At 43.5% G+C, this 19,797-nt stretch carries 18 protein-coding genes; 12 read left to right on the forward strand and 6 right to left on the reverse strand.

The window, feature by feature from the left end; genetic code table 11:
- Positions 1-73 precede the first annotated feature (73 nt).
- The 5 genes from L5M51_RS01195 (at position 74) to L5M51_RS01215 (ending at position 3,357) form a co-directional block, all read left to right on the forward strand.
- The gene (locus L5M51_RS01195; protein ID WP_263171182.1) at positions 74-697 is read left to right on the forward strand and encodes a 2OG-Fe(II) oxygenase; all 624 of its coding nucleotides are present in this window, start codon (positions 74-76) and stop codon (positions 695-697) included.
- A 411-nt stretch (positions 698-1,108) separates the two neighbouring features.
- Complete coding sequence (locus tag L5M51_RS01200; RefSeq protein ID WP_131525840.1) at positions 1,109-1,714, forward strand: GNAT family N-acetyltransferase; 606 nt, start codon at positions 1,109-1,111, stop codon at positions 1,712-1,714.
- A gap of 19 nt (positions 1,715-1,733) precedes the next feature.
- Positions 1,734-2,198 (forward strand): GNAT family N-acetyltransferase, encoded by a 465-nt coding sequence (locus L5M51_RS01205; RefSeq protein ID WP_131525841.1) that lies wholly within the window; start codon positions 1,734-1,736, stop codon positions 2,196-2,198.
- A 32-nt stretch (positions 2,199-2,230) separates the two neighbouring features.
- Positions 2,231-2,635, forward strand: coding sequence for a hypothetical protein (locus L5M51_RS01210; RefSeq protein WP_105252762.1), 405 nt, complete (start codon positions 2,231-2,233; stop codon positions 2,633-2,635).
- Between the two features lie 326 nt (positions 2,636-2,961).
- Entirely contained in the window at positions 2,962-3,357 is a 396-nt protein-coding gene (locus tag L5M51_RS01215; RefSeq protein WP_113938740.1) for a hypothetical protein, read from the forward strand.
- A 66-nt stretch (positions 3,358-3,423) separates the two neighbouring features.
- On the opposite strand, the gene L5M51_RS01220 is transcribed toward L5M51_RS01215, so the two are convergent.
- A complete protein-coding gene (locus L5M51_RS01220) occupies positions 3,424-4,239 on the reverse strand; it encodes a substrate-binding periplasmic protein (RefSeq protein WP_028760285.1) in 816 nt (271 codons plus the stop codon).
- A 137-nt stretch (positions 4,240-4,376) separates the two neighbouring features.
- Here L5M51_RS01220 and L5M51_RS01225 point away from each other — a divergent pair, with 137 nt between their 5' ends.
- The 7 genes from L5M51_RS01225 (at position 4,377) to L5M51_RS01255 (ending at position 15,135) form a co-directional block, all read left to right on the forward strand.
- A complete protein-coding gene (locus L5M51_RS01225) occupies positions 4,377-5,474 on the forward strand; it encodes a DUF2157 domain-containing protein (protein ID WP_263171186.1) in 1,098 nt (365 codons plus the stop codon).
- Entirely contained in the window at positions 5,461-6,624 is a 1,164-nt protein-coding gene (locus L5M51_RS01230; protein ID WP_263144658.1) for a DUF4401 domain-containing protein, read from the forward strand. The genes L5M51_RS01225 and L5M51_RS01230 overlap by 14 nt, the downstream gene beginning before the upstream one ends.
- A complete protein-coding gene (locus tag L5M51_RS01235; RefSeq protein ID WP_105252757.1) occupies positions 6,624-7,139 on the forward strand; it encodes a GDYXXLXY domain-containing protein in 516 nt (171 codons plus the stop codon). Before L5M51_RS01230 ends, L5M51_RS01235 begins: the two co-directional genes overlap by 1 nt.
- Positions 7,140-7,431: 292 nt before the next feature.
- Positions 7,432-10,266, forward strand: a complete 2,835-nt coding sequence (locus tag L5M51_RS01240; RefSeq protein WP_263171187.1) for an ExeM/NucH family extracellular endonuclease — start codon at positions 7,432-7,434, stop codon at positions 10,264-10,266.
- An 832-nt stretch (positions 10,267-11,098) separates the two neighbouring features.
- Complete coding sequence (locus L5M51_RS01245; RefSeq protein WP_263166492.1) at positions 11,099-11,596, forward strand: hypothetical protein; 498 nt, start codon at positions 11,099-11,101, stop codon at positions 11,594-11,596.
- A 486-nt stretch (positions 11,597-12,082) separates the two neighbouring features.
- The gene (locus L5M51_RS01250) at positions 12,083-13,843 is read left to right on the forward strand and encodes an ATP-dependent nuclease (RefSeq protein WP_263166489.1); all 1,761 of its coding nucleotides are present in this window, start codon (positions 12,083-12,085) and stop codon (positions 13,841-13,843) included.
- A gap of 899 nt (positions 13,844-14,742) precedes the next feature.
- A complete protein-coding gene (locus L5M51_RS01255) occupies positions 14,743-15,135 on the forward strand; it encodes a DUF6678 family protein (protein WP_131525557.1) in 393 nt (130 codons plus the stop codon).
- A 196-nt stretch (positions 15,136-15,331) separates the two neighbouring features.
- On the opposite strand, the gene atcC is transcribed toward L5M51_RS01255, so the two are convergent.
- The 5 genes from atcC to ppx all read right to left on the reverse strand — a co-directional run bounded on the left by atcC (position 15,332) and on the right by ppx (position 19,775).
- A complete protein-coding gene (gene atcC, locus L5M51_RS01260; protein WP_131525556.1) occupies positions 15,332-16,228 on the reverse strand; it encodes a cold adaptation protein AtcC in 897 nt (298 codons plus the stop codon).
- Between the two features lie 11 nt (positions 16,229-16,239).
- Positions 16,240-16,998 (reverse strand): cold adaptation protein AtcB, encoded by a 759-nt coding sequence (gene atcB, locus L5M51_RS01265; protein ID WP_006086363.1) that lies wholly within the window; start codon positions 16,996-16,998, stop codon positions 16,240-16,242.
- Complete coding sequence (gene atcA, locus L5M51_RS01270; RefSeq protein WP_131525555.1) at positions 16,998-17,531, reverse strand: cold adaptation protein AtcA; 534 nt, start codon at positions 17,529-17,531, stop codon at positions 16,998-17,000. Before atcA ends, atcB begins: the two co-directional genes overlap by 1 nt.
- 22 nt (positions 17,532-17,553) lie before the next feature.
- Complete coding sequence (locus L5M51_RS01275; RefSeq protein ID WP_006081330.1) at positions 17,554-17,838, reverse strand: J domain-containing protein; 285 nt, start codon at positions 17,836-17,838, stop codon at positions 17,554-17,556.
- A 392-nt stretch (positions 17,839-18,230) separates the two neighbouring features.
- A complete protein-coding gene (gene ppx, locus L5M51_RS01280) occupies positions 18,231-19,775 on the reverse strand; it encodes an exopolyphosphatase (RefSeq protein WP_173496575.1) in 1,545 nt (514 codons plus the stop codon).
- Positions 19,776-19,797: the final 22 nt, after the last annotated feature.

Genomic DNA, 19,797 nt, shown 5'->3' on the forward strand with positions numbered 1-19,797 from the left:
AATCAGGCTCACTTAATCCCTCCTTGAGCCCTTGAGTACAGCAAAAGCGTAGCCCTTTTTTGGATGTAGCATAATGGTTTCGCAATTAAGTGAAGCAATGCTGGACGTGATCGCTGATGCCTTGGTAGACAAAGGCTATATCTTTTTATCTGACTTAGTTCCTCTCTATATTAGCCAAGTACTATTGGAAAAAATTCAATCAACTGAAATATATGAATTAAAAGCTGCCTCTATTGGTCGAGGTTCTGAACAGCACTTAAATCCAGACATTCGCCGTGACAGAATACAGTGGCTAGAAGAGCAAAATGAGCCCGATGCCCAGTATCTTGAGTTGATGACACAACTCAAAAATGGCTTGAATCGTCGCTTGTTTATGGGCTTATTCGATTATGAAAGCCACTATGCGGTATATCAGCCTGGGGCCTTTTATAAAAAACATGTTGATGCACTTAAGGACAGCCAAAATCGTATTTTAACCACAGTGTTTTTCTTAAATCCTGACTGGAAAGCGGCAGATTGTGGTGAGTTGATTATCTATGATGAAGCCGATATTGAGATTGAGCGCATCGCGCCTAAAATGGGCCATTTTGTGATTTTCCTCAGTGAGCGTTTTCCCCATGAAGTGACCAAAACCTTGGCACAGCGTAATAGCATTGCGGGCTGGTTTAGGGTCAGTAACAGCGTGCATGGTTTTTAACTTTAGCTTTTAACTTCACCAGATAACAAACGCCTAAATGCTGCCCACAGGTTTAGGTGTTTTTGCTCTCGATTGCCGCTTTTGGTCATCATCAATCACCAATCACCAATCACCAATCACCAATCACTTATCGCGACTGCGCAATGTCATTGGCTATTTCTCGGATATTGATTGGCCATCACGGCTTGTTCTTCCGCAGCAGTATTTATTCCAATCTGTTTTAACTGCCTTGTACTCATTTTTTCAAATTTTTTTACACTCTTATGCTTTAGGTAATCTAAACCGCCGACAATGGAATGAATTTGTCCAATCATGCTGAAAATAGGGTGTTTTTTTATTCTCGTTTAATGTTAGGCTAGATAAAAACGTGCGCTACAACACACTTTTCTATCATCTAACGGAGGCGATACTGTGGGCTGTGAAGATAACTTAGGTTGTTTAAGTGGTGAGCATATTGTACTTGAGCCCTTATCTTTGTCCCATGTGGCGGCATTGAGTCTCGCCGTCACAGATGGTCAACTTTGGCGTTTATGGTTTACCAGTGTCCCCGAGCCAACTGAGATGAAGCTCTATGTGGCTAAAGCGCTCGAAGAAAAAGCGCGGGGCCTGAGTTTTCCCTTTGCGGTGCGGGATAGAGTGTCAGGGGAAATCGTCGGATGCACGCGAATTTGCAACTGGGAGTCTGATAATCGCCGTCTTGAGATTGGATACACTTGGTATGCTAAACGTGCCCAGCGCACTGGGATTAATACTGAAGCTAAACTGCTGTTATTGACCTTTGCTTTTGAAACCTTAGATGCCATTGCCGTTGAGTTCCGTACTCACTGGCATAATCAAGCTTCGAGACAAGCCATTGCAAGACTAGGCGCTAAGCAAGATGGTGTATTGCGAAATCATAAGATTCTTAAGGACGGTACGATCCGCGATACCGTGGTGTATTCCATTATTGATACCGAGTGGCCAACGGTGAAAAACAGTCTGCAATTTCGATTGCGACAACGACCGCCAACACTCTAATGATAAATAGGAAAGGCCCATGGCAAGCATTATAACTCGAGTAGATGTGACTCATGTCCATGAGGTTGCAGTGTTATTCAATGAGTACCGCCAGTTTTATGGGCGTAGGGATGATCTCGCGGCTGCGGAGCAGTTTATTTATTCAAGAGTGTCAGATGGCTCATCGGTGATATTTATAGCTAAAGATAATCAAGGGCTTGGATTAGGTTTTGTTCAAATGTATCCCAGTTTTTCATCGTTACGTTTGGCCCCTATGTTGATCCTCAATGATGTGTATGTGACTCAACATGCCCGATGTGTCGGTATTGGGCGGGCGTTAGTGCTACAGGCCGCCAGTTATGCCAAAGCGCATAATATGAGTTATTTGATGTTAGAAACACAGCAAAAAAACCAGCGCGCGCAGGGCTTGTATGAAGGTTTAGGCTTTGTGCGTAACCAAGATTTTTATATCTACGAACTTGAGCTCCACCGAGGGCTTGAGTAGGTTTATTTATGGCGATTAAAAGGAAAAGTAACATGTTAACTCAGGTAAAAACGTTAGTATTAGGTGGTTTAGTCTTAAGTGCCAGTACTGCAGTTTGGGCTGATGAAGCAGAAAAAGCGTTTAGTAAAGAAGCCATTGAATGTGCCGCTTACTATCAAATTAGCTCAGAAGCCATTGGGGCGATGAATGCACCGCAAATGCAGGCCGTGGGTGAGCGTTTAAAAAGTTCTAAAATTGAGTCTGAGAATTTAGCTAAGAAATACAGCTCTGAAGCTGAGGTCACTCAAGCGGTTGCCGATGCTAAAGCCCGTCAAATCGAAAGCTTAGGGGGGTCAAGTAACTTAGGTGCGTTAATGGGTAAATATAAAGAAGAATGTAAAAACCTGTTAGCCGATCCACAAAAGCGTTTAAATTATTGGACTATGGCGACTATGTAATCGTAGGTTTTAGTCAGGGTAATCGTTTACGGATTGTGAAGAAAAGGAGCCTGATGGCTCCTTTTTGCTTAAAGCACAAGCACTAAGGAGCTGATGGGGTCATTCATATTGAGTCGGTTTTCCCATAGATTTTAGCCCTGTTTGGTTTAGGGGCTTAGAACCAAGTTGCTTATTTTCGCTCGGCTGAAACTCAACCGCAGTTTTTAGGGTCTTAGTTACATGGTCAAGTATTTAAGCCTTGGGTTTAAATTCTCCTCAGTTTTAAATTCTTAGTTCAGTTTACGATATTCAAAGATAATCAAATATGAGTACTAAATAGGAGCACTATGGTATTAACAATAATGGCAGCGACTGTTTTGAGTGCTGGAGTCTGTGGCTACCATTTAATCTATGGTAAGCGGGTTTTATTGGCGCCGCTCTTGAAGGCGAATGTGTCACAGCAAAGCAAGCAAATGCTACTGTGCTTATTTCACTGCCAATCGGTATTTTTTGTGGTTTCAACGGTTGCACTTTTAGCCTGTGCACTTAAGGTGATCCCTGGGATGTATGCCTTTAGCCTGTTGTTATTCCTCGGGATGAACTACGGGATCTTTGCGATTTGGCAGTTTTACATTGCCACTCTGAGTCCACCAAATAGTGGACAGATGATCATAGTGCAAGCGCTGATTTTCTTGCTCATTGGTATTTTGGCTATGCTAGGGCCACTCTTGTCTGCCGCGTAAATTGCTCATGAGAACTTGATAAATCATCGCGATTGAAGCGTCAGAGTTTGAAAAACAAACAGCGAATTATGGGGTTAATTGAATACCGTATTGGGCGGCGAGTTCAGCGAGTTTGCCATTATTGATGAGCAGTTCAATCCAGTGTGAGAGCCTTTTGCTATCGAGCTGTGAACTGGGGTTGAGTAAAATGCCATTGGCGTATTTTTGGTCCCATTCATCTGATATTAAAAGTAATTTTCTCTCTTCTGGATGAACCTTTAAATAATACTGTAAGTAAGAGTTAGTCACGGGCGCTAGGTCGGCGCGTTCACGCAGAATGCTTTCGATAGAGGCGTTATTGTGACTGACGAACAAGGGACGAAATTGCTTTGCCAGCGTATTCGCATCGGTTTCAAAGTGGGCAAACTGGTAGTGATATCCTTTGATGAACGCAATTGACTTGTTGGTTAAGTTTTTGAAATAGCTTTGGTTATGAGCTTTAGTTTTAAGTGCAATAAAGACTTCACCATCTATCATATGTAGCGGAATAAACTGAGTCGCTATTTTTTGCCATCCCCAAGCGGGATTCTCAAAGAGCATCATGTCGAAGCGACCTAAGGAATAGGCTTTATATCTGTGCTCAATACTGGTGACGGCAAATTTAAAGACCACTTCTTGTTGTACTTGATTTAATGCATTAATGATATCGAGTGTGAGACCTGTGTAACGGCCGTCTTGTTGTTGATGGACATAGGGAGCAAATTGATAACCACCGACATGAATTGTCGGAATTGACTCGGGAATCGCTGGCGACTGAACTTTATCTTGGGCGATAGCCGCAGTAAATGCGCTAATGCTTAAGGCTAAACAAAAGAGTAGACGACACAACTGGCTCAATATCATAGTCACCCCTTGTTATTTTTAGCATGAATGATTTTTTACAAGTATACACAATTTAATTTGTTCAATGCTGTCGATAAAGTGCGAATTTTAAATCTGTCATAGTAAGCTAGCGCAAACAGGATGAGGGAGATTTCACATTGAGCAAGATAAAATCTCAAGTGTGTGGTTGGGTTGAACAGGGACATATCACGCAAGAGCAGGCAAATAAGCTTTATCGACAGGTGACAGTCTTGCCGGATGGGTCTAGTTGGCGTCGCTTAATCGCTCATTTATTACTCTGGTTCGGTGCGTTAAGTTTTGCCTGTGGGGTGATTTTTTTCTTTGCTTATAATTGGCAATCTTTGGGGCGATTTGCCAAATTTGGACTGATTGAAGTGGCTATAATACTTGCTATCAGCGCATTTGCTTGGCTCTATTATCGTGCCAACATTTATTCCCCCGTTAGCCCTTATCGTAAAGACAGCACTTTTGGTGCGACGACCGCCAATGGCGTGCTACTGGCCGCAAGTGTGTTAGTCGGTGGCTTATTAGCGTTAGTTGGGCAAACCTATCAAACGGGCGCCGATCCTTGGCAGTTATTCGCGCTATGGGCATTTGTTATCTTACCCTTTGCTTGGGTGGCGGGATTTGATGGTTTGTGGCTGTTGCTGGTGGGATTGCTAAACCTCAGCATAGGGATATTTCTGGATTCCTTTTCCCATTTCTGGGGATTATTTTGGGGCGCTCAAGGACAATTGCTGATCTTTATCTGTTTGAATTTAGTTATCTATTATGCTTTTGTACTTTTAGACCACAAAGTCGCGGGGCGCTGGCATGCGCCAATCCTTGAATATGCCTGTTCATTGTTTGCTATGGGTTGTTTTACTTGGTTAATCACTTGGCTTATTTTCGACGATTTCCTTGAACGTGATAGCTTCAGCACTGGGATCTTCTGTGGTTATTTTGCCCATCTGATATTCGGATTCGTTATTTTTCGTTATAGATTACCACGCATATATCCCTTGGCCTTGGGCGGTTTTAGCCTGATTGCCGTAGGCGCCGCGTTACTGATAAAGCTGATGTTTGAGGATAATGACCCCATAGGTGGATTTTTGTTTATTGGGCTTTATATCATTTTGGCAAGCATAGGTTTGAGTATTTGGTTGAGGGAGCTAAGCCGGAAACTTAAACCTCAGTTTGCAGGAATCGCCACCCAAGGGAGCGTGGGCGTGGGAGATGTTCATGAGCAACAATAATGGTTTACAGGATAGCGAAATGATCACTCGACCCTGCACTGATAGTGTTACGTCAATCGACGCTTCGAGTGAATTAAGTCTAATCAAACACTGGCAAGCTTTGTATGCCGAAGGCAATGTTAGTGCAGCTCAAATGCCAGAAGACCATGATATCCCTTGGTATATTGCCACTATGCAGGCGTTTGCTGCTTGGATAGCGGCGTTGTTTTTATTGAGCTTCATGATGGCAGTGTTTGGTGCCATTTTTGAGCATGTTGAAGAAGATGTCATTTTATTTATCGGCTTAACCTATTTAGCCTTGGGGATTGGGCTGTATTTTTTACCGCGGCAACAGATTTTTATTGAACAATTTGCTTTTGCCGCCTGTTTGAGTGGTTTGATCAGTGTGGCATGGGGATTATTTGATTTAATTAACAATGATTTTAGCCTCACATGGTATCTCTGTATGGCGGGTATTACATTGGTACTGTGGGGCTTGATTGCCCACGGGCTAGCCCAGTTTGTATTCGCTTTTTGCTTAAGTTGGTGCGTGATTGGCCTGATGGCAAAATTTGAACTGCTCAATTTTAGCCCAAGCCTTTTTACCGTAGTCATTAGTCTAGTGTTATTAAATATCAATCAGTTCGGGCGTCATTATCGCAGGGCTCGGATGCTCATCTATGGTTTCGCACTCGCGTTGCTTTCGTTGCAGTTGATGCACGCTTTTAGTATGGACAGTATTTTTGAAGCCTTATTTAGCCCTTGGCAGCAAAGCCTGTGGCTGACACTGACTCATCTGTTGATTATTTTCGCTATTTGCGGATTTTTATTGGTGACAATCTTGCGCGAGCGCCATCAATCACTAAGCTCACCAGCGGCGCTAGGGTGTGTTATCGGTTTAGTCATCGTTAGCGGTTTATCCTTACCTATGCAGGGTTTATCAACAGCTATTCTATTGATCTTGCTTGGCCATTATTGCAACGAGTCTTGGTTGAAAGGTATGGGAATGGTGTCGGCGCTGTTATTTGTCAGCGGGTATTATTATTCCCTAGAAACGACTCTGTTACTTAAATCTGGTTATTTGATGGGCTTAGGCGCCTTGCTGTTGGTGACAAGGTTAGTGATGTGGCGGTTATTTCCTGCCAATGAAAATGCCAAGGAGACTGTGTGATGGGCAATGTGATGGGAAAACTGTCGGCTTCACATAAATGGGCGCTTGGGCTCGTATTATTCACAACAGTGGCGATTCTCGCTGGCGTGAATTGGCGCATTTTCAAATTCGAACAACTCCTTAATCACGGCCAAGTGGTGCGTTTTGCATTAGCACCGGTCGATCCGCGCTCATTAATGCAGGGTGATTACATGGCGCTTGAATATGCAATTGCACGCGATGTGCGTAGCGCCTTAGCGCCGCAACAAATGCAGGGGCAGTTATTGCTGGCTGTCGATGGGCAAAAAGTGGCGCGTTTTGTCGACTTTTATACCGACCAAGCACTCGGTAAAGATCAACTACGAGTGCAGTTTCGTGTCCGTGGTAATCAAATTAAACTCGCATCGAACAGCTTTTTCTTTGAAGAAGGACAAGCCGATCATTTTAGTGCAGCAAAATACGGTGAGTTTAGAGTGAATTTGCAAGGTGAGTTACTGCTCGTCAGTTTACTCGATGAAAAGCTTCAGCCCTTATAACCCTGTGTCAGGATTGTCAGGATTGCCATCCATTTGTTCTGCTTACTTGATTAACCTCGATTTATCTCTGGCCGCACTGTGTAGTGCGGCCAGCATCTCCCGTACTGCTTTCTTCCTAGTTCTGATCGCTAAATCGCACGAATAATATCCACCTTAAGTTGCAACTTTGATGCAACCAATTTGTAACCTTGACCGCCTATAGTATCGTCAGTCTTCGAGGTGACATCACCTTGAAGCATCTAAGCGCATCAATTAAATACCAAATATTAAAACAATACATTTAGGGGTCTCAATGTTTAACACTAAAACTGTGCTGGCGTTAGCCATCAGCAGCGTTTGTGGGCTTGCCCATGGCGCGGATAATTTGATCATTTCTGAATATGTCGAAGGCAGCAGTAATAATAAAGCTATCGAACTGTATAACCCAACCGCGGGCGCTATTGATTTAAGCCAATACCAATTGCGCTTCTATTTTAATGGCAGCACAAACGTCGGCACGACCATTGCGCTCACTGGCTCCTTAGCGGCGGGGGCGACTTATGTGGTTGCCGATAATGACTCTTCTGCCGATATCCTTGCGGTCACAAATCAACAGAGTAGCGCCAGCTTCTTTAACGGCGACGATGCGATTGAACTAACCTATCAAAATCAAGTCATTGATAGTTTAGGCCAAGTCGGTGTTGATCCCGGCGCCGAGTGGGGCAGTGGTGATCTCTCTACTCAAGATAATACCCTGCGCCGTAATCCTGATCTGCTGATTGCCGATCCTATCAGTACTGATGCAGTAAGCTTTAGCACTTGGCTAGGTTTTGCGAAGGATGATGTTTCTGATCTTGGTAAATTCAGTGCGGGTACGCCAACCGATCCAGTCGACCCTCCACCAAGCTCTTTAGTGTGCGGCGAAGAAGCCACAGCAATTCATGCGCTTCAAGGCGCGGGCGCTGCTAGCCCTCTCAATGGTCAAACTTTAGTGGTTGAGGCGGTTGTCGTCAGTAATCAAGAAGCCGGTCTTAAGGGCATTTTTGTACAAATGGCCGATAACGAAGTCGATAGCGATCCCCAAACCTCGGAAGGTGTGTTTGTGTATACCGGCACTGCACCCACAGCTTATGTGGCAGGCGATCGTATTCGTTTAAAAGCCAAAGTCACTGAATATCAAGGCTTAACTGAACTAACGACTTTATCTGATCACAAGTTGTGTGCCACAGGACAAACGTTACCAACGGCCGCGCTAGTGACCTTACCTGTTAACAGCAGTGATGATTTTGAGCCCTTTGAGGGCATGCGGGTTCGTTTCAGCCAAGATTTAGTGGTGAATGAAGTCTATAACCTAGGCCGTTATGGCGAGATTTCATTAGGCAGTCAGCGCCACTTTATTGGTACGCAGGTGGCTGCGCCGGGCGCGGATGCGCTGGCGGTGAGCGCAGCCAACCAACGTGACAGTATTTTATTGGATGACGGTTTAACGGCGCAGAATCCTGATCCTGTGCAATTCCCCGCTCCTGGTTTGAGCGCATCAAACACAGTGCGTGTAGGCGATAAAGCCACATCGCTTACGGGTGTAATGCACTATGGCTTTAATCTGTATCGCATTATGCCAATCGAAACGGTGAACTTTGTGGCGGAAAACCCACGCCCTGTTGCGCCCACATTGAATGAAGGTGGTAATTTAAAAGTCGCTAGCTTTAACGTGCTTAACTACTTCAATGGCGACGGCCAAGGTGCAGGTTTCCCAACCGCGCGTGGTGCCAATACCTTAAGCGAGTTTGAGCGTCAAAAGGCGAAGATTGTCAGTGCCATGGTGGGCATTAGTGCCGATGTATTTGGTTTGATGGAAATTGAAAACGATGGCTTTGGCGCTAATTCAGCCATTGCCGATTTAGTCGCAGGTTTGAATGCTGCTGTAGGTGAAGCGCGTTACGCTTATATCGCGCCAACAGGCATGAATGCGATTGGCACCGATGCCATCACAGTTGGCTTGATTTATCGCAGTGATAAAGTCACGCCGCAGGGCGCTGCACGTATTCTATCTAGTGCAAATTCGCCATTAGATAGCGATCAACAGCCCTTGTTTGACGATAGCAAAAACCGTCCAATGCTGACGCAAGCCTTTAGTGTGAACGGCAGTGAAGAAGGCGTGGTTGTTGCGGTTAATCACCTTAAATCTAAGGGCAGTGAATGTGCGGGCGAACCTGATCTTAACGACGGTCAAGGCAACTGTAATATCACTCGTACCCGTGCGGCGACGGCTGCAGGTCAATGGATTAGCGAGCAATATCCAGATCAAGGCGTACTGCTGATTGGTGATTTGAACGCCTATGCGAAGGAAGATCCATTAACGGCCTTAGGTAATGCAGGCTTTAGTGAGCTGTTTGCCAAACTTGAAAAACCGAACCCTTATTCCTATGTATTCTCGGCTGAATCGGGTCAGTTGGACCATGCTTTAGCGAACGCAGCCCTGCTGGATAAAGTGGTGGATGTGACGCAGTGGCATATCAATACCGACGAACCACGTGTATTGGATTACAACGAAGAGTTTAAGACGCCCGCTCAAATCCAAGACTTATTCGCAAGTGATGCTTACCGCTCATCGGATCACGATCCTGTGGTGATTTCACTCTTGCTCGAAGCGGAAAAAGTCGCGCCAGTGGCCAGTTTCACTCAAGTGGTGAATGGTGCAGCGGTGCAACTGACATCCACTTCAACCGACAGTGATGGACAAATCGTATCAGCCGAGTGGAGCTTTGGTGATAACACTGTGGCAGTGGGTGAGGTTGTGACCCACAGTTACAGCCAAAGCGGCGAGTATTTGGTCACGCTAACTGTGACTGATAACGACGGCCTAACCCATAGCACGTCGCAAATGCTGACAGTGGTTGCTGGCAATGTTAAACAACCACCCGTTGCGCAAATTCAGCGTATTAATTTATGGCTAGTCGATATGTTTATCTCGACTAGCTATGATGCCGATGGTGTGATCAAACAACATAAGTGGACGTTCGACAATGGCACCCGTGCTAACGGTCAAGTGGTATTGCGCCTTGCCCGCCGTGGACAACACACTGTTGAACTGACCGTTAAAGATAACGACAAGTTAACGGATACCACAACGCTGACTTACCGTTAAGCCAGTCCTTTTATTCCGCTGATATTTAAAGTGACGCCAAGCCCGCAGCCGCGGGCTTTTCTTTTTGCCCAAAAGCAAAATAAAGTTGTTGTCAGTTGTGACGCATCAATTTTCATTGTTTCCCCAGTGACTCATCACCTCTTTATTTAACAAGAAGCCTCCCTGAGGGCTCTAATAAAATATCCCTGTTTTAGAAGGTTACAGGTGCAACAATGCCAATTTTAACTAACCCTTTCGCTGTTTGTTTAGCTAAAAAGCTAATGCACAAAGCAAGATAACTTTGTCGTCAGTTGTGCTGTATTCATTGTCATTGTTTCCCCTGTGACTCGTCTATTTCTTTCAAAATAAGCCTCCCTGAGGGCTCAGCTAAAACATCCTGTTTTAGAAGGTCACTGGTGCAACAATACCAATCTTAACTAACCCTCTAGCTGCTCGTTTAGCTAAAAGATATTGCCCTAAAGCAAGATAACTTTGTTGTCAGTTGTGCAGCATGAATTGTCATTGCTTCCCCAGTGACTCGCCGTAAATATATCCCTATAGGCTCGACGGCAGCATCCATGCCGCCAACGGTCACTGGTACAACAATGCCAACTTAACTGACACTTCTGCTGTTTGTTTAGCTAAAAAGCTATTGCCCCATTCCAATTAAGCAATGACTTAATATGTACGACTTGGTGCTTTTAGATTGACCAAATTTTAGTAATGAGACAATGTAGTCATCAGGAACTGTTCGCCTCCATTTACAAACTTACTTCGGTGGATCATTTTTCGATGCAAATCGTGAATCAGTTTTTGGTGCAAATTAAGAAAAGCGTTAGGAACTATTGAAGAAATGTTCTCTGAATCGCAGAAAATTGAAACATACAAAGCTATGGGGCAAATCGCTATGGTCTGCGGTGGCAGTGAGTATAAGTGTGCATGGGCTATGAGCTTGCTTGAACAAGGTGTAGATACGCCATATATTGCTATTTTAGCTACACTCATAAAGCCTATAAATGAATTCGAAGCCGATGATTACTTCAATAGAGTTTTATCAGAACTAGATATTGAACGACCAAACGATGAAGAAGCAATTGAAGGTTATGCCAAAGTTTTAATGAAAGAGGTGGTTGACGGATCTTTAACCCCAGAAGTTGGTGTTTCAATGATATATAATGCAAACGTAAAACTTGACTATCCTAGTTCATTTGGCGATTTTACAGTTCTCGAGGACGAATGGTACTGTGAATACATTAATGGATGGTCAAAAGAGCAAAGAAAAACCAAAATTATCAATGCATGTAAGAATACTTATGAGGTTCTTAATTATCCAAATGTTTTCAAAGTCTAACAAATAAGGTTAGGCTGCGCGAAGCGGCGACCTTATCCCAAATATTGAACAAGTTGTTCCACCGTCATTTATCCTTTTGCCCCAAAGTTTGCTAGCACTCGTTTAGTGAATCGAAAATTGACGAACTACTTGCCCTACAAATCCTTATCTATTAGTTCTGCTTTTTAACCCGACTTTTAGCTCTTCATCATGACTGATCAAAATTGAAATGCTATACAGTTGTGTTCATAAATGCCTAGTATTGAGTGCTTTTACTTAAATTACATGCGCGTTATCCCAATACTGTAAAGATAAAACTATTAAAAATTAAATTCTTAAGTTTTATGTCGGTTAGATAATAGATTTAGAAAATGCGCATGCGCGTTTTTCCGGATGGTGTATTTGATAAAAAGCTGATAAGTTCTTTGCACACTGATAGTTAACTGTGCATGCGCACTATACATACGCTAAGTGTCAAAGGATAGGCTGGCACATCATGGAGGAATTATGTCCCACAAAATATCGAATGTAGTAATAAAAAACTTCAAATCTGTCATTGATGCAGAGTTTAAACTGTCAAGTTTTACTCCTTTAGTTGGTTATAATAATGCAGGTAAATCGAATTGCTTGTCTGCTATTCAATGGTTACTTAAAAAATCTAGTTTACCAGAAAAAGACTTTTTCGATGCTACTCAGCCAATTGAAGTAATCGCAACTATAGAAGGTGTTACTCAAGCTCTTCTCGATTCAATGCCACCAAGGCAAAAAAGCTCTATCGGAAAATATATTCAAAATGAAACGTTAAAAATACGACGATTTCAAGCAATTCCTAGTGAAAAAACAGCAGATATTAAAATTTCAGTATGGGATGAAGTAGAAGCTGAGTGGGCTGTAAACCCAACAGGTCTTGATAATGCTATTAGTGTACTACTTCCTGAGCCTATCAGAATTGGTGCTATGGAAAATGCAGCTGAAGATGCTTCAAAAGCCAAAACCTCCACAACAATTGGGAAGTTACTCGCAGAATTTCTGACTCCAGTAAAAGCGGCGCATGAAACAGAGTTAAACCTTCACCTCAATGAGGTAGGAAGACGAATTTCATCTGACGGAGATATGCGATTTGGGGAACTTTCAACAATCGATCAAAACGTTAACTCTAAAGTAAATGACTTGTTTCCAGGCATGAGTGTAAAACTTCACTTTGACACGCCTTCAATAGATGATTTGATCAAAGCAGGTACAATAAAAGTTTTTGAAGGAACTGGAAATGGTAGAGACTTTTCTTCGTATGGTCATGGTGCTCAACGTTCTATCCAGATGGCTTTAGTTCAATATTTAGCGGAAATTAAAAGAGTTAACAACAATTCAAGCTCAACTACATTATTGTTAATCGATGAGCCTGAATTATATTTACATCCTTTTGCTATTGAGCAAATCAGAGAGGCTTTAGTAGCATTATCAGAAAATGGATATCAAGTACTAATTACTACTCACTCAGCTCAAATGATTACTCCAGAATTAGCTGAAAAAACATTATTAATTAGAAAAAATGATTCTCATGGCACTCATTCAAGACTTAGATTGACAGATGCTATTCAAAGAGTTGTGCCTAATTCTATGCATCAGATGGAGCAGTTGTTTAATTTATCACACTCTAATCAAGTTTTATTTGCTGAAAATGTCATCTTAACTGAGGGGAAAACGGAGTTACGTTTACTTCCTTTTTTATTCAAATCAGTTGCTAATTTAACTATGGGACAGGAAAAACATGCTCTTGTCGCGCAAAGTGGTGTTAACGATACAAAAAAATCATTAGAAATACTTGGTGCAATGGATTTACCCTCAAAAGCAATATGTGATCTAGATTATTGTTTTACGGGTGCAGTAAGGGATAACTTTATTTTATCTACTGATCAAGATTTAGTTGCGTTGAAGGCTATGCTTCCTAATTTAGTTCAATCCCATGGTGTGATGTTAAATGGGAATGGTTTACCTAAAAACACCAATGCAATAAGTGCGGCGAAAGCTTTTGAAGCTTTAGCTAGTCAGCAAGCCGCAATTCCATTAATAAATTCTTTACATAATAAAATGAAAGCACAAAGCATTTGGGTTTGGAAAAAAGGTGCTATTGAGGCTCATATTGGAACAACAAGTAAAGATGAAAGCGCTTGGGCGCAATTTAAAAATAATGTATCAATTCATGGGTTAGCCCAAGCATGCAATGATCACCAAAGTATAATAGATCTTGTTGAATGGCTACGTAATTGACACTTAATCGGGTAGCCGGAGGTATCTAACCTCCAGCCCCCAAACCACCCTGTATTCGGCTCTGCACACGACTAAATGGATTTAGGAAGTAGGGCGAAGCTGGATGCCAAAGTCGAGGGCGGTTCATTTAGAACGTCTAACCTAGGCTTTCTGGTTAGCTTCTTGTTTCGAGAGTGAACTGCAATCCATCCATCTCTCAGTGAACATAAACCCGCTTTCTTAACTCTTACTTGAAGCTTTGCATTAATAATTATAATGTGAAGCATGAGCTTTAATGCTTAAGCTCTAAATCATTTCTGTCCCAAAGTGTACTACCTATGCCTTTAAAACCTACAGATTACGCGAATGCACGAAAGGTGAGCCATGGTGATTTGTGAGACGACCGTCCGCCCCATGGACGGGGCGGTCGAGCATCCAAGGATGGACTGGCTGCGAGTCGACGAGCGAATGCCATGGCAAGCCTGTGCGAGTGGATACCCGTAAACGCTAAACTTCTAACAACTGAAATTACTGCTCCCCAAACACTACTTTTCAACACATTTCTGTCCCAAAGTATGTTGCGTATGTCTTTAAATCTACAGATTACGCGAATGCACGAAAGGTGATCCATGATGATTGGCGGACTTGAACAACATCCATGCTTAACTGCCAGTTCGCCCTCCATGGCTCTCGTTCATAAACTTAGAATCCCTAGGCTTCTATTCACCCTGTCGACGAGCAAATACGATGGCAAGCCAATATGAGTAGGTCAAACCAATAAGCGCTCCACGGTTAAAAATGGCTGGCCTAATTTATTACCCATCATTTTATCTGTCATTTTAATTAGTTTTTATTGGCAATATATATCTATTAAAGCTATATCATTAAGTTTTTCACTTAGTCGCTTGAGACACTAAAAAATGAATTCTGAAGTTTTGAAGTATGTAAACGAGCATCAGCTTTCGTCTGTAATGAATAAAACAAAGTGGTGCGAGCTTGAAAAGGCATTAAATGAGTCTGAAGACTTTACTCCCCATGTGCGATACAAATTGATTTATGATGAAAACCCTAATGCAGGTTTTACTGCTGTGTGGTGGCACGAGTTGCTTGAAATAGCAGAAACCATTGAGTGGTTAGAAGTTGATCCATTCAAAAGAGAATGGCTAGGCAGATTAGTGGCGGATCGAGTGACGGACTTTTCTGATGTTGTAAGCGCACAATTAGCCCAATATTCAATTCCTTATTCAATAGAAAATGGTATGTTTCGGATTTGGGGTTATCTGAGGAGGGATGAATCTCCAGAATTTATCTAACTGAAGAGTTATATCTCTGTAAGTTACTTATTTTAAAGCTAAAAACACTCAAAGCTGAGACCTAAATACTGATTGATGGGATTGGACATAGAGAAACAAGACATTAAAAAGTGCTTTATTTTTCAATAAAGCACTCATTTTAAAACGACTTAAGTACTCGTTAACGTACTGAACACACTACTGATTAAAGGACCGATCAAAGTACTATGTAGAGTGGCCAGCCAAGGAGGCCGACGAGACCTTCTTTATGTTCGAATCTTTCTAAGCGCTCGGGTGAAGCGTCGCTGAGTAAGAGTTCGCGGTAGCTTTTCGCAAAGTGCAGGGTACGCAGTAGGGCGGGGACAAAGTTTTTACCGAGATCTTTACTGATGGTTTCAGCGAGTTCTGCGGGTAATTCTGCTAACGCTTTCTGGGTTTCCAATTCGATATGCTCACGGGTAAACCATTCCTCTTTTAAGGTGATTTTGCCGATACGCTTTTTCAAATCCTGTCTGACTTTGGCGCCATCAAACAACAATCGATACAGTACCGCTTCGGCTAATACACTCTCTAGATTGAGAAAATCTAGCGGATCATAGCTCGATTGCGCGTAAAACTGTGCCAATAGGGCCGCTATCGACTGTTGGCGTTGATGTTCAAGCAGGGCATCTTGATAGGCTTCATAGCCTAACCATTCTTCCGCATCGGGCGGGCTGGACACTTGTTCGAGCAAGAACTTGTCGACATCACCGTACAGTGACTTGCCGTTGATGAGTTTATGCTTGCTGACAGTGCTGAGCATGCTCCAGCCTTTTTGAAAGCATTTGACTACGCCATCGGCGGTGATCAACAGGCGTATCGCCTGCTGTGGGTTTTGGTTTGATAATTCCATCAAACCAAGACTCACCACACCAATGACATCGTGCGCCGCTTGTTCGAGCAGGTGCATTTTGTACTTGTTGTAAAACTTATCGGCCAGTTTGAGGCTCATCAAAATGGCTTTGGATTTGATTTGTGACAGCTGTTCACCGCTCAGCGTTTCGTCTGCTTGGCCTTGGATCAATACCTTGCTCAGGTAGGGTCCTTGATCTACATCACGCAGTACCAGTTGCATCAAATAATTCCTTAATCCAAAAAGCTAAACATATCATCGACTTCAGCGTATTCATCCGTCACTTGGTTTTTCTCTTTGGCTTGAATAACCAGCTCGTTGACAAACTTGCTGATGATCATTTCCCAACCTGAGCTTTCGTTTCGTAGCAGACTCTTAATGGCTTTTTCAACATCGGGCGCGAGTTCGTGGATCAAGGCCATTAGGCTGCGTGGGTCGTCTATGCTGAGGCTGTGTGCATCTTCACTGGCGACGCGGCTGTCGTAGCCGATGGTTTCAGTGTCTTCTTCGTCATCGTAGAGATCTGTGTAGCCGTCTTCATCTTCATGTTTTTCGCCTAACATCATTTCGATGAAAGGGATCGACAGGTAGAAGAGGCCCGCTGGATCTTCGGCTATACATTCTAGAATCGCAGTTTGCTTTTCTTCGCTATCTTGGATGCGAATTAAATAGGTCAAAAAATCAAAGGTATGCTGAATAAGCTCTTCGGCATTGTTTTTGATTTTTTCTTCCCAGTACAAAGGTTGCTGACAGACGATGTCGCGAATTTGTTCTGGGGTCATGAGTTCAGACATGATCGAAGGGCAAGAGATATCATGATGACTGTTGATTTGGGTCAGCGTGACGATATCCATGTGTTCGATAACTTCGACTAATTGCTCGTCGCTCATGGTATTTGCAATGATTTCAAAGCGTTTGCTCGCTTGTTTTGGCTCTACGTCCGCCAACTCTTTAATTTCGGCGACGGTAATCTCAATGAGACTAGTGTTCATTAGCGGTCCTCATCATCGTAGTGATCGTAGTAGCCATCTTCCTCTTCGCCTTCATCATCGTCGTCGTTATCTGAGGTGCCAACATAATCGTTGTCATCATCTTCATCGTCATCGTCGTGATGTTTTGCTGCTGGCGTTGTTTTACCTTGATTTTCAAGTAAATACAGCACGGCGCAGCTTTCAATCAGTAAGGTTTCCGAGTAACCACGCACGGCTAACACTAAAGGTAAATCAGCATTGTTAAAGCCAATCGTGACTTTAAACTCATCCCACTCGGGTTGAGTTGCCGTGTTTATCCAATGTGCCCACTTGAGTTTGGCTTCGGCGGGAAACTTAATTCGACCGTAAAGCGCGACAGGCAGGTACTCAGGCACAGTATCGAGCATCTTAGGATCGGCTTCTAACACCTTTTTGATTTGGCTAGTAAATTGCTCTAGCGCTTTAGGTGTATCGGGATCGTCGTAGGACTCGATATTGTCGTAGGCATTATTTTTTAGCTCATTAATGCGTGAGATATTCAGTTTTTTGACCATTTGACACTACTCTAGAAAACGCTCAAGGATAAAATTGATCCCACAGCTCGCGCATGGCGCTCGCGGGATCGGTCACTATGACGTTATTGAAATCTTTGATAAACGCGTTACGTCGCTTAGGATCGGACAACACATCATAAGCATTTTTAACGCGTTCAAGTTGTACGGCGGCTTGCTGCTTTTCCTCTTCCGAGGCGCCTAACAACTTGTCGGGATGATATTTGTTTGACAGCCGTCGATAGGCTTTTTTAATGTCGTCTTCTTTGGCACTGGGTTTTATACCAAGCACACTAAAGTGGTTAATCATACTTGTACCTGCAGGCGATGGGGCTGATATCGCGAGATAAAAAGGGTTTGACTCTGATTATCTTTAAATTCGTGGAATTATGATTAGTCAGCCGTGGATGATAGCAGAAATTCCCACTCAGCGGCAAACGCGCGAGCAGGAATTTGTGCTTTAGTGAAGGGTTAAAAATCCTTTAAACTTTAATCTGTTGTGGCGCATGGATTAAGTCTACCGCTATGCTGTTGAAATCCGGTTACCTAGCCAGATTGACAGCTAACTTAACCTTGTTTTAGGCGAGATAATGGCCCTCGATTAAGGGCATATTTCAGTGCTGAATTCTTCGCTAAACGTATTCACACAGAGTTAACCCACACTCGCCTCGGCCACGTTAGGCTGAGCTAACGCCGTAACAGCTAAGTCAGACTAGACACTAAACGCAGGTTCATTCCAAGGGTGAGCATTTGTTTTTGTTCTCGCTGTAAATCTTTCATAAACAAGCTGATTTTCCGCTTATGGCTTGGTAGTACTAGCATGAGTCCATCGGGGATCACTTTAATATGATCTAAGGTCAGCGTCTTAGCGATACGGCCAAGATTGAGCAAGACAGCGAGCCTAAGCAGGCTGAGTAGGCGATTGAGCGTGAGCTTATGGTTGGGATCGAGTTCAGCGAGCATTAATTCGTTAGGCTTTTTTCTGTGGTTGGTGATAAGTCGCGCTAAATCCAGCTGTAATGCTTCGCTAAACCCAGGTAAGTCACTGTTACTGATAATGTAACCGCCGTGTTTGTGCAGGGATTTTGAATTAATGTGTAATCCGATTTCATGTAAAGTCGCGCTATAGGCAAGCAAGCGCGCATGGGGCCTTAATTGCCATTCATCGGCGACCTGTTCAAACAAGGCCATAGCAGTGTCGCGTACCTTAGCCGCGTGGGCCATATCGATATGATAAAGCTGGGCAATACTGTCGACGGTGCGGTGGCGAATATCCTGATATTGACCAATCTTTGCCAGTTCATAGAGTACGCCTTCACGCAGTGCTCCTGGGCTAAACTCAAGTTTTTGAATCGGTAAGCGCCTAAAAAAGCTGATCAAAATGGCAAGTCCGGCGGGCACTAAGGGAATGCGTTTATCATCGACGTTGGCAAATTGGATTTGGCTAATATGGCCACATTTGATTAACTTGATTTTGAGCTGTTTGAGTCGTGGCAGCGTGATGGTTTCATCGCCGTGCTCTTCTTGAATTGCTTCGCAGATGGCTTTTACTGTGCCTGAGCTACCCAAGGTGAGTTCCCAGCCACCCGCGAAATATTCCTTTGAGAGCGACGCGAACTGCTTATCGGCCGCACTTTGGGCATCGCGAAATGAGGCTGGGGTGATGAGCCCATCAATAAAGAAACGCTCATTAAAACTCACACAACCGCAGCGCAGGCTAGATAACTGAGTTGGGGTATTTTTCTGGCCGATCACCACTTCGGTAGATCCGCCACCGATGTCGATGACTAAATTACTTTTCCCTAGCACTTGGCTTTGGGCAATACCGTTATAAATCAAACGCGCTTCTTCATGGCCCGAAATGACCTCCACCGGATAGGGCATGATGGCGAGTGCAGCCTCGATAAACTGATCGCGGTTTTTGGCGATTCTCAGAGTGTGGGTGGCGACTAATCTTACTTGCGCTTGGTCGAGATTGGAAAATCGTTGGTTAAAATCCCGTAGGCAATTGAGTCCACGTTCTATGGCATCATTGTCGAGAATATTTTGCGCATTGAGCCCAGTGGCGAGCTGAACCTGTTGTTTTTCTTTATGTAAAATCTGCAAACTGCCATCTTGCTCGCGGGCAATGACCAGATGAAAACTGTTCGACCCCATATCGATGGCGACAAAGTGGCGCGATTTAGAGTTTGCGAGTACATTGCTGGGCGTAGCGTGTGACTGTGTGTGCGAATATGTGGTTACCAATCGGATTATCCTTAGGCAATCA

Source organism: Shewanella sp. SM73 (genome assembly GCF_025653795.1).
GTDB lineage: Bacteria > Pseudomonadota > Gammaproteobacteria > Enterobacterales > Shewanellaceae > Shewanella > Shewanella oncorhynchi.

What these genes read in the sequence shown, in the direction of transcription:
- L5M51_RS01195 (WP_263171182.1), top strand. Translation starts at nt 74, where the DNA reads ATGGTTTCGCAATTAAGTGAAGCAATGCTGGACGTGATCGCTGATGCC.
- L5M51_RS01220 (WP_028760285.1), bottom strand. Translation starts at nt 4,239, where the DNA reads ATGATATTGAGCCAGTTGTGTCGTCTACTCTTTTGTTTAGCCTTAAGC.
- L5M51_RS01245 (WP_263166492.1), top strand. Translation starts at nt 11,099, where the DNA reads ATGTTCTCTGAATCGCAGAAAATTGAAACATACAAAGCTATGGGGCAA.
- atcC (WP_131525556.1), bottom strand. Translation starts at nt 16,228, where the DNA reads ATGCAACTGGTACTGCGTGATGTAGATCAAGGACCCTACCTGAGCAAG.
- L5M51_RS01210 (WP_105252762.1), top strand. Translation starts at nt 2,231, where the DNA reads ATGTTAACTCAGGTAAAAACGTTAGTATTAGGTGGTTTAGTCTTAAGT.
- L5M51_RS01240 (WP_263171187.1), top strand. Translation starts at nt 7,432, where the DNA reads ATGTTTAACACTAAAACTGTGCTGGCGTTAGCCATCAGCAGCGTTTGT.
- L5M51_RS01205 (WP_131525841.1), top strand. Translation starts at nt 1,734, where the DNA reads ATGGCAAGCATTATAACTCGAGTAGATGTGACTCATGTCCATGAGGTT.
- atcB (WP_006086363.1), bottom strand. Translation starts at nt 16,998, where the DNA reads ATGAACACTAGTCTCATTGAGATTACCGTCGCCGAAATTAAAGAGTTG.
- L5M51_RS01255 (WP_131525557.1), top strand. Translation starts at nt 14,743, where the DNA reads ATGAATTCTGAAGTTTTGAAGTATGTAAACGAGCATCAGCTTTCGTCT.
- L5M51_RS01250 (WP_263166489.1), top strand. Translation starts at nt 12,083, where the DNA reads ATGTCCCACAAAATATCGAATGTAGTAATAAAAAACTTCAAATCTGTC.
- L5M51_RS01275 (WP_006081330.1), bottom strand. Translation starts at nt 17,838, where the DNA reads ATGATTAACCACTTTAGTGTGCTTGGTATAAAACCCAGTGCCAAAGAA.
- L5M51_RS01215 (WP_113938740.1), top strand. Translation starts at nt 2,962, where the DNA reads ATGGTATTAACAATAATGGCAGCGACTGTTTTGAGTGCTGGAGTCTGT.
- L5M51_RS01235 (WP_105252757.1), top strand. Translation starts at nt 6,624, where the DNA reads ATGGGCAATGTGATGGGAAAACTGTCGGCTTCACATAAATGGGCGCTT.
- atcA (WP_131525555.1), bottom strand. Translation starts at nt 17,531, where the DNA reads ATGGTCAAAAAACTGAATATCTCACGCATTAATGAGCTAAAAAATAAT.
- L5M51_RS01230 (WP_263144658.1), top strand. Translation starts at nt 5,461, where the DNA reads ATGAGCAACAATAATGGTTTACAGGATAGCGAAATGATCACTCGACCC.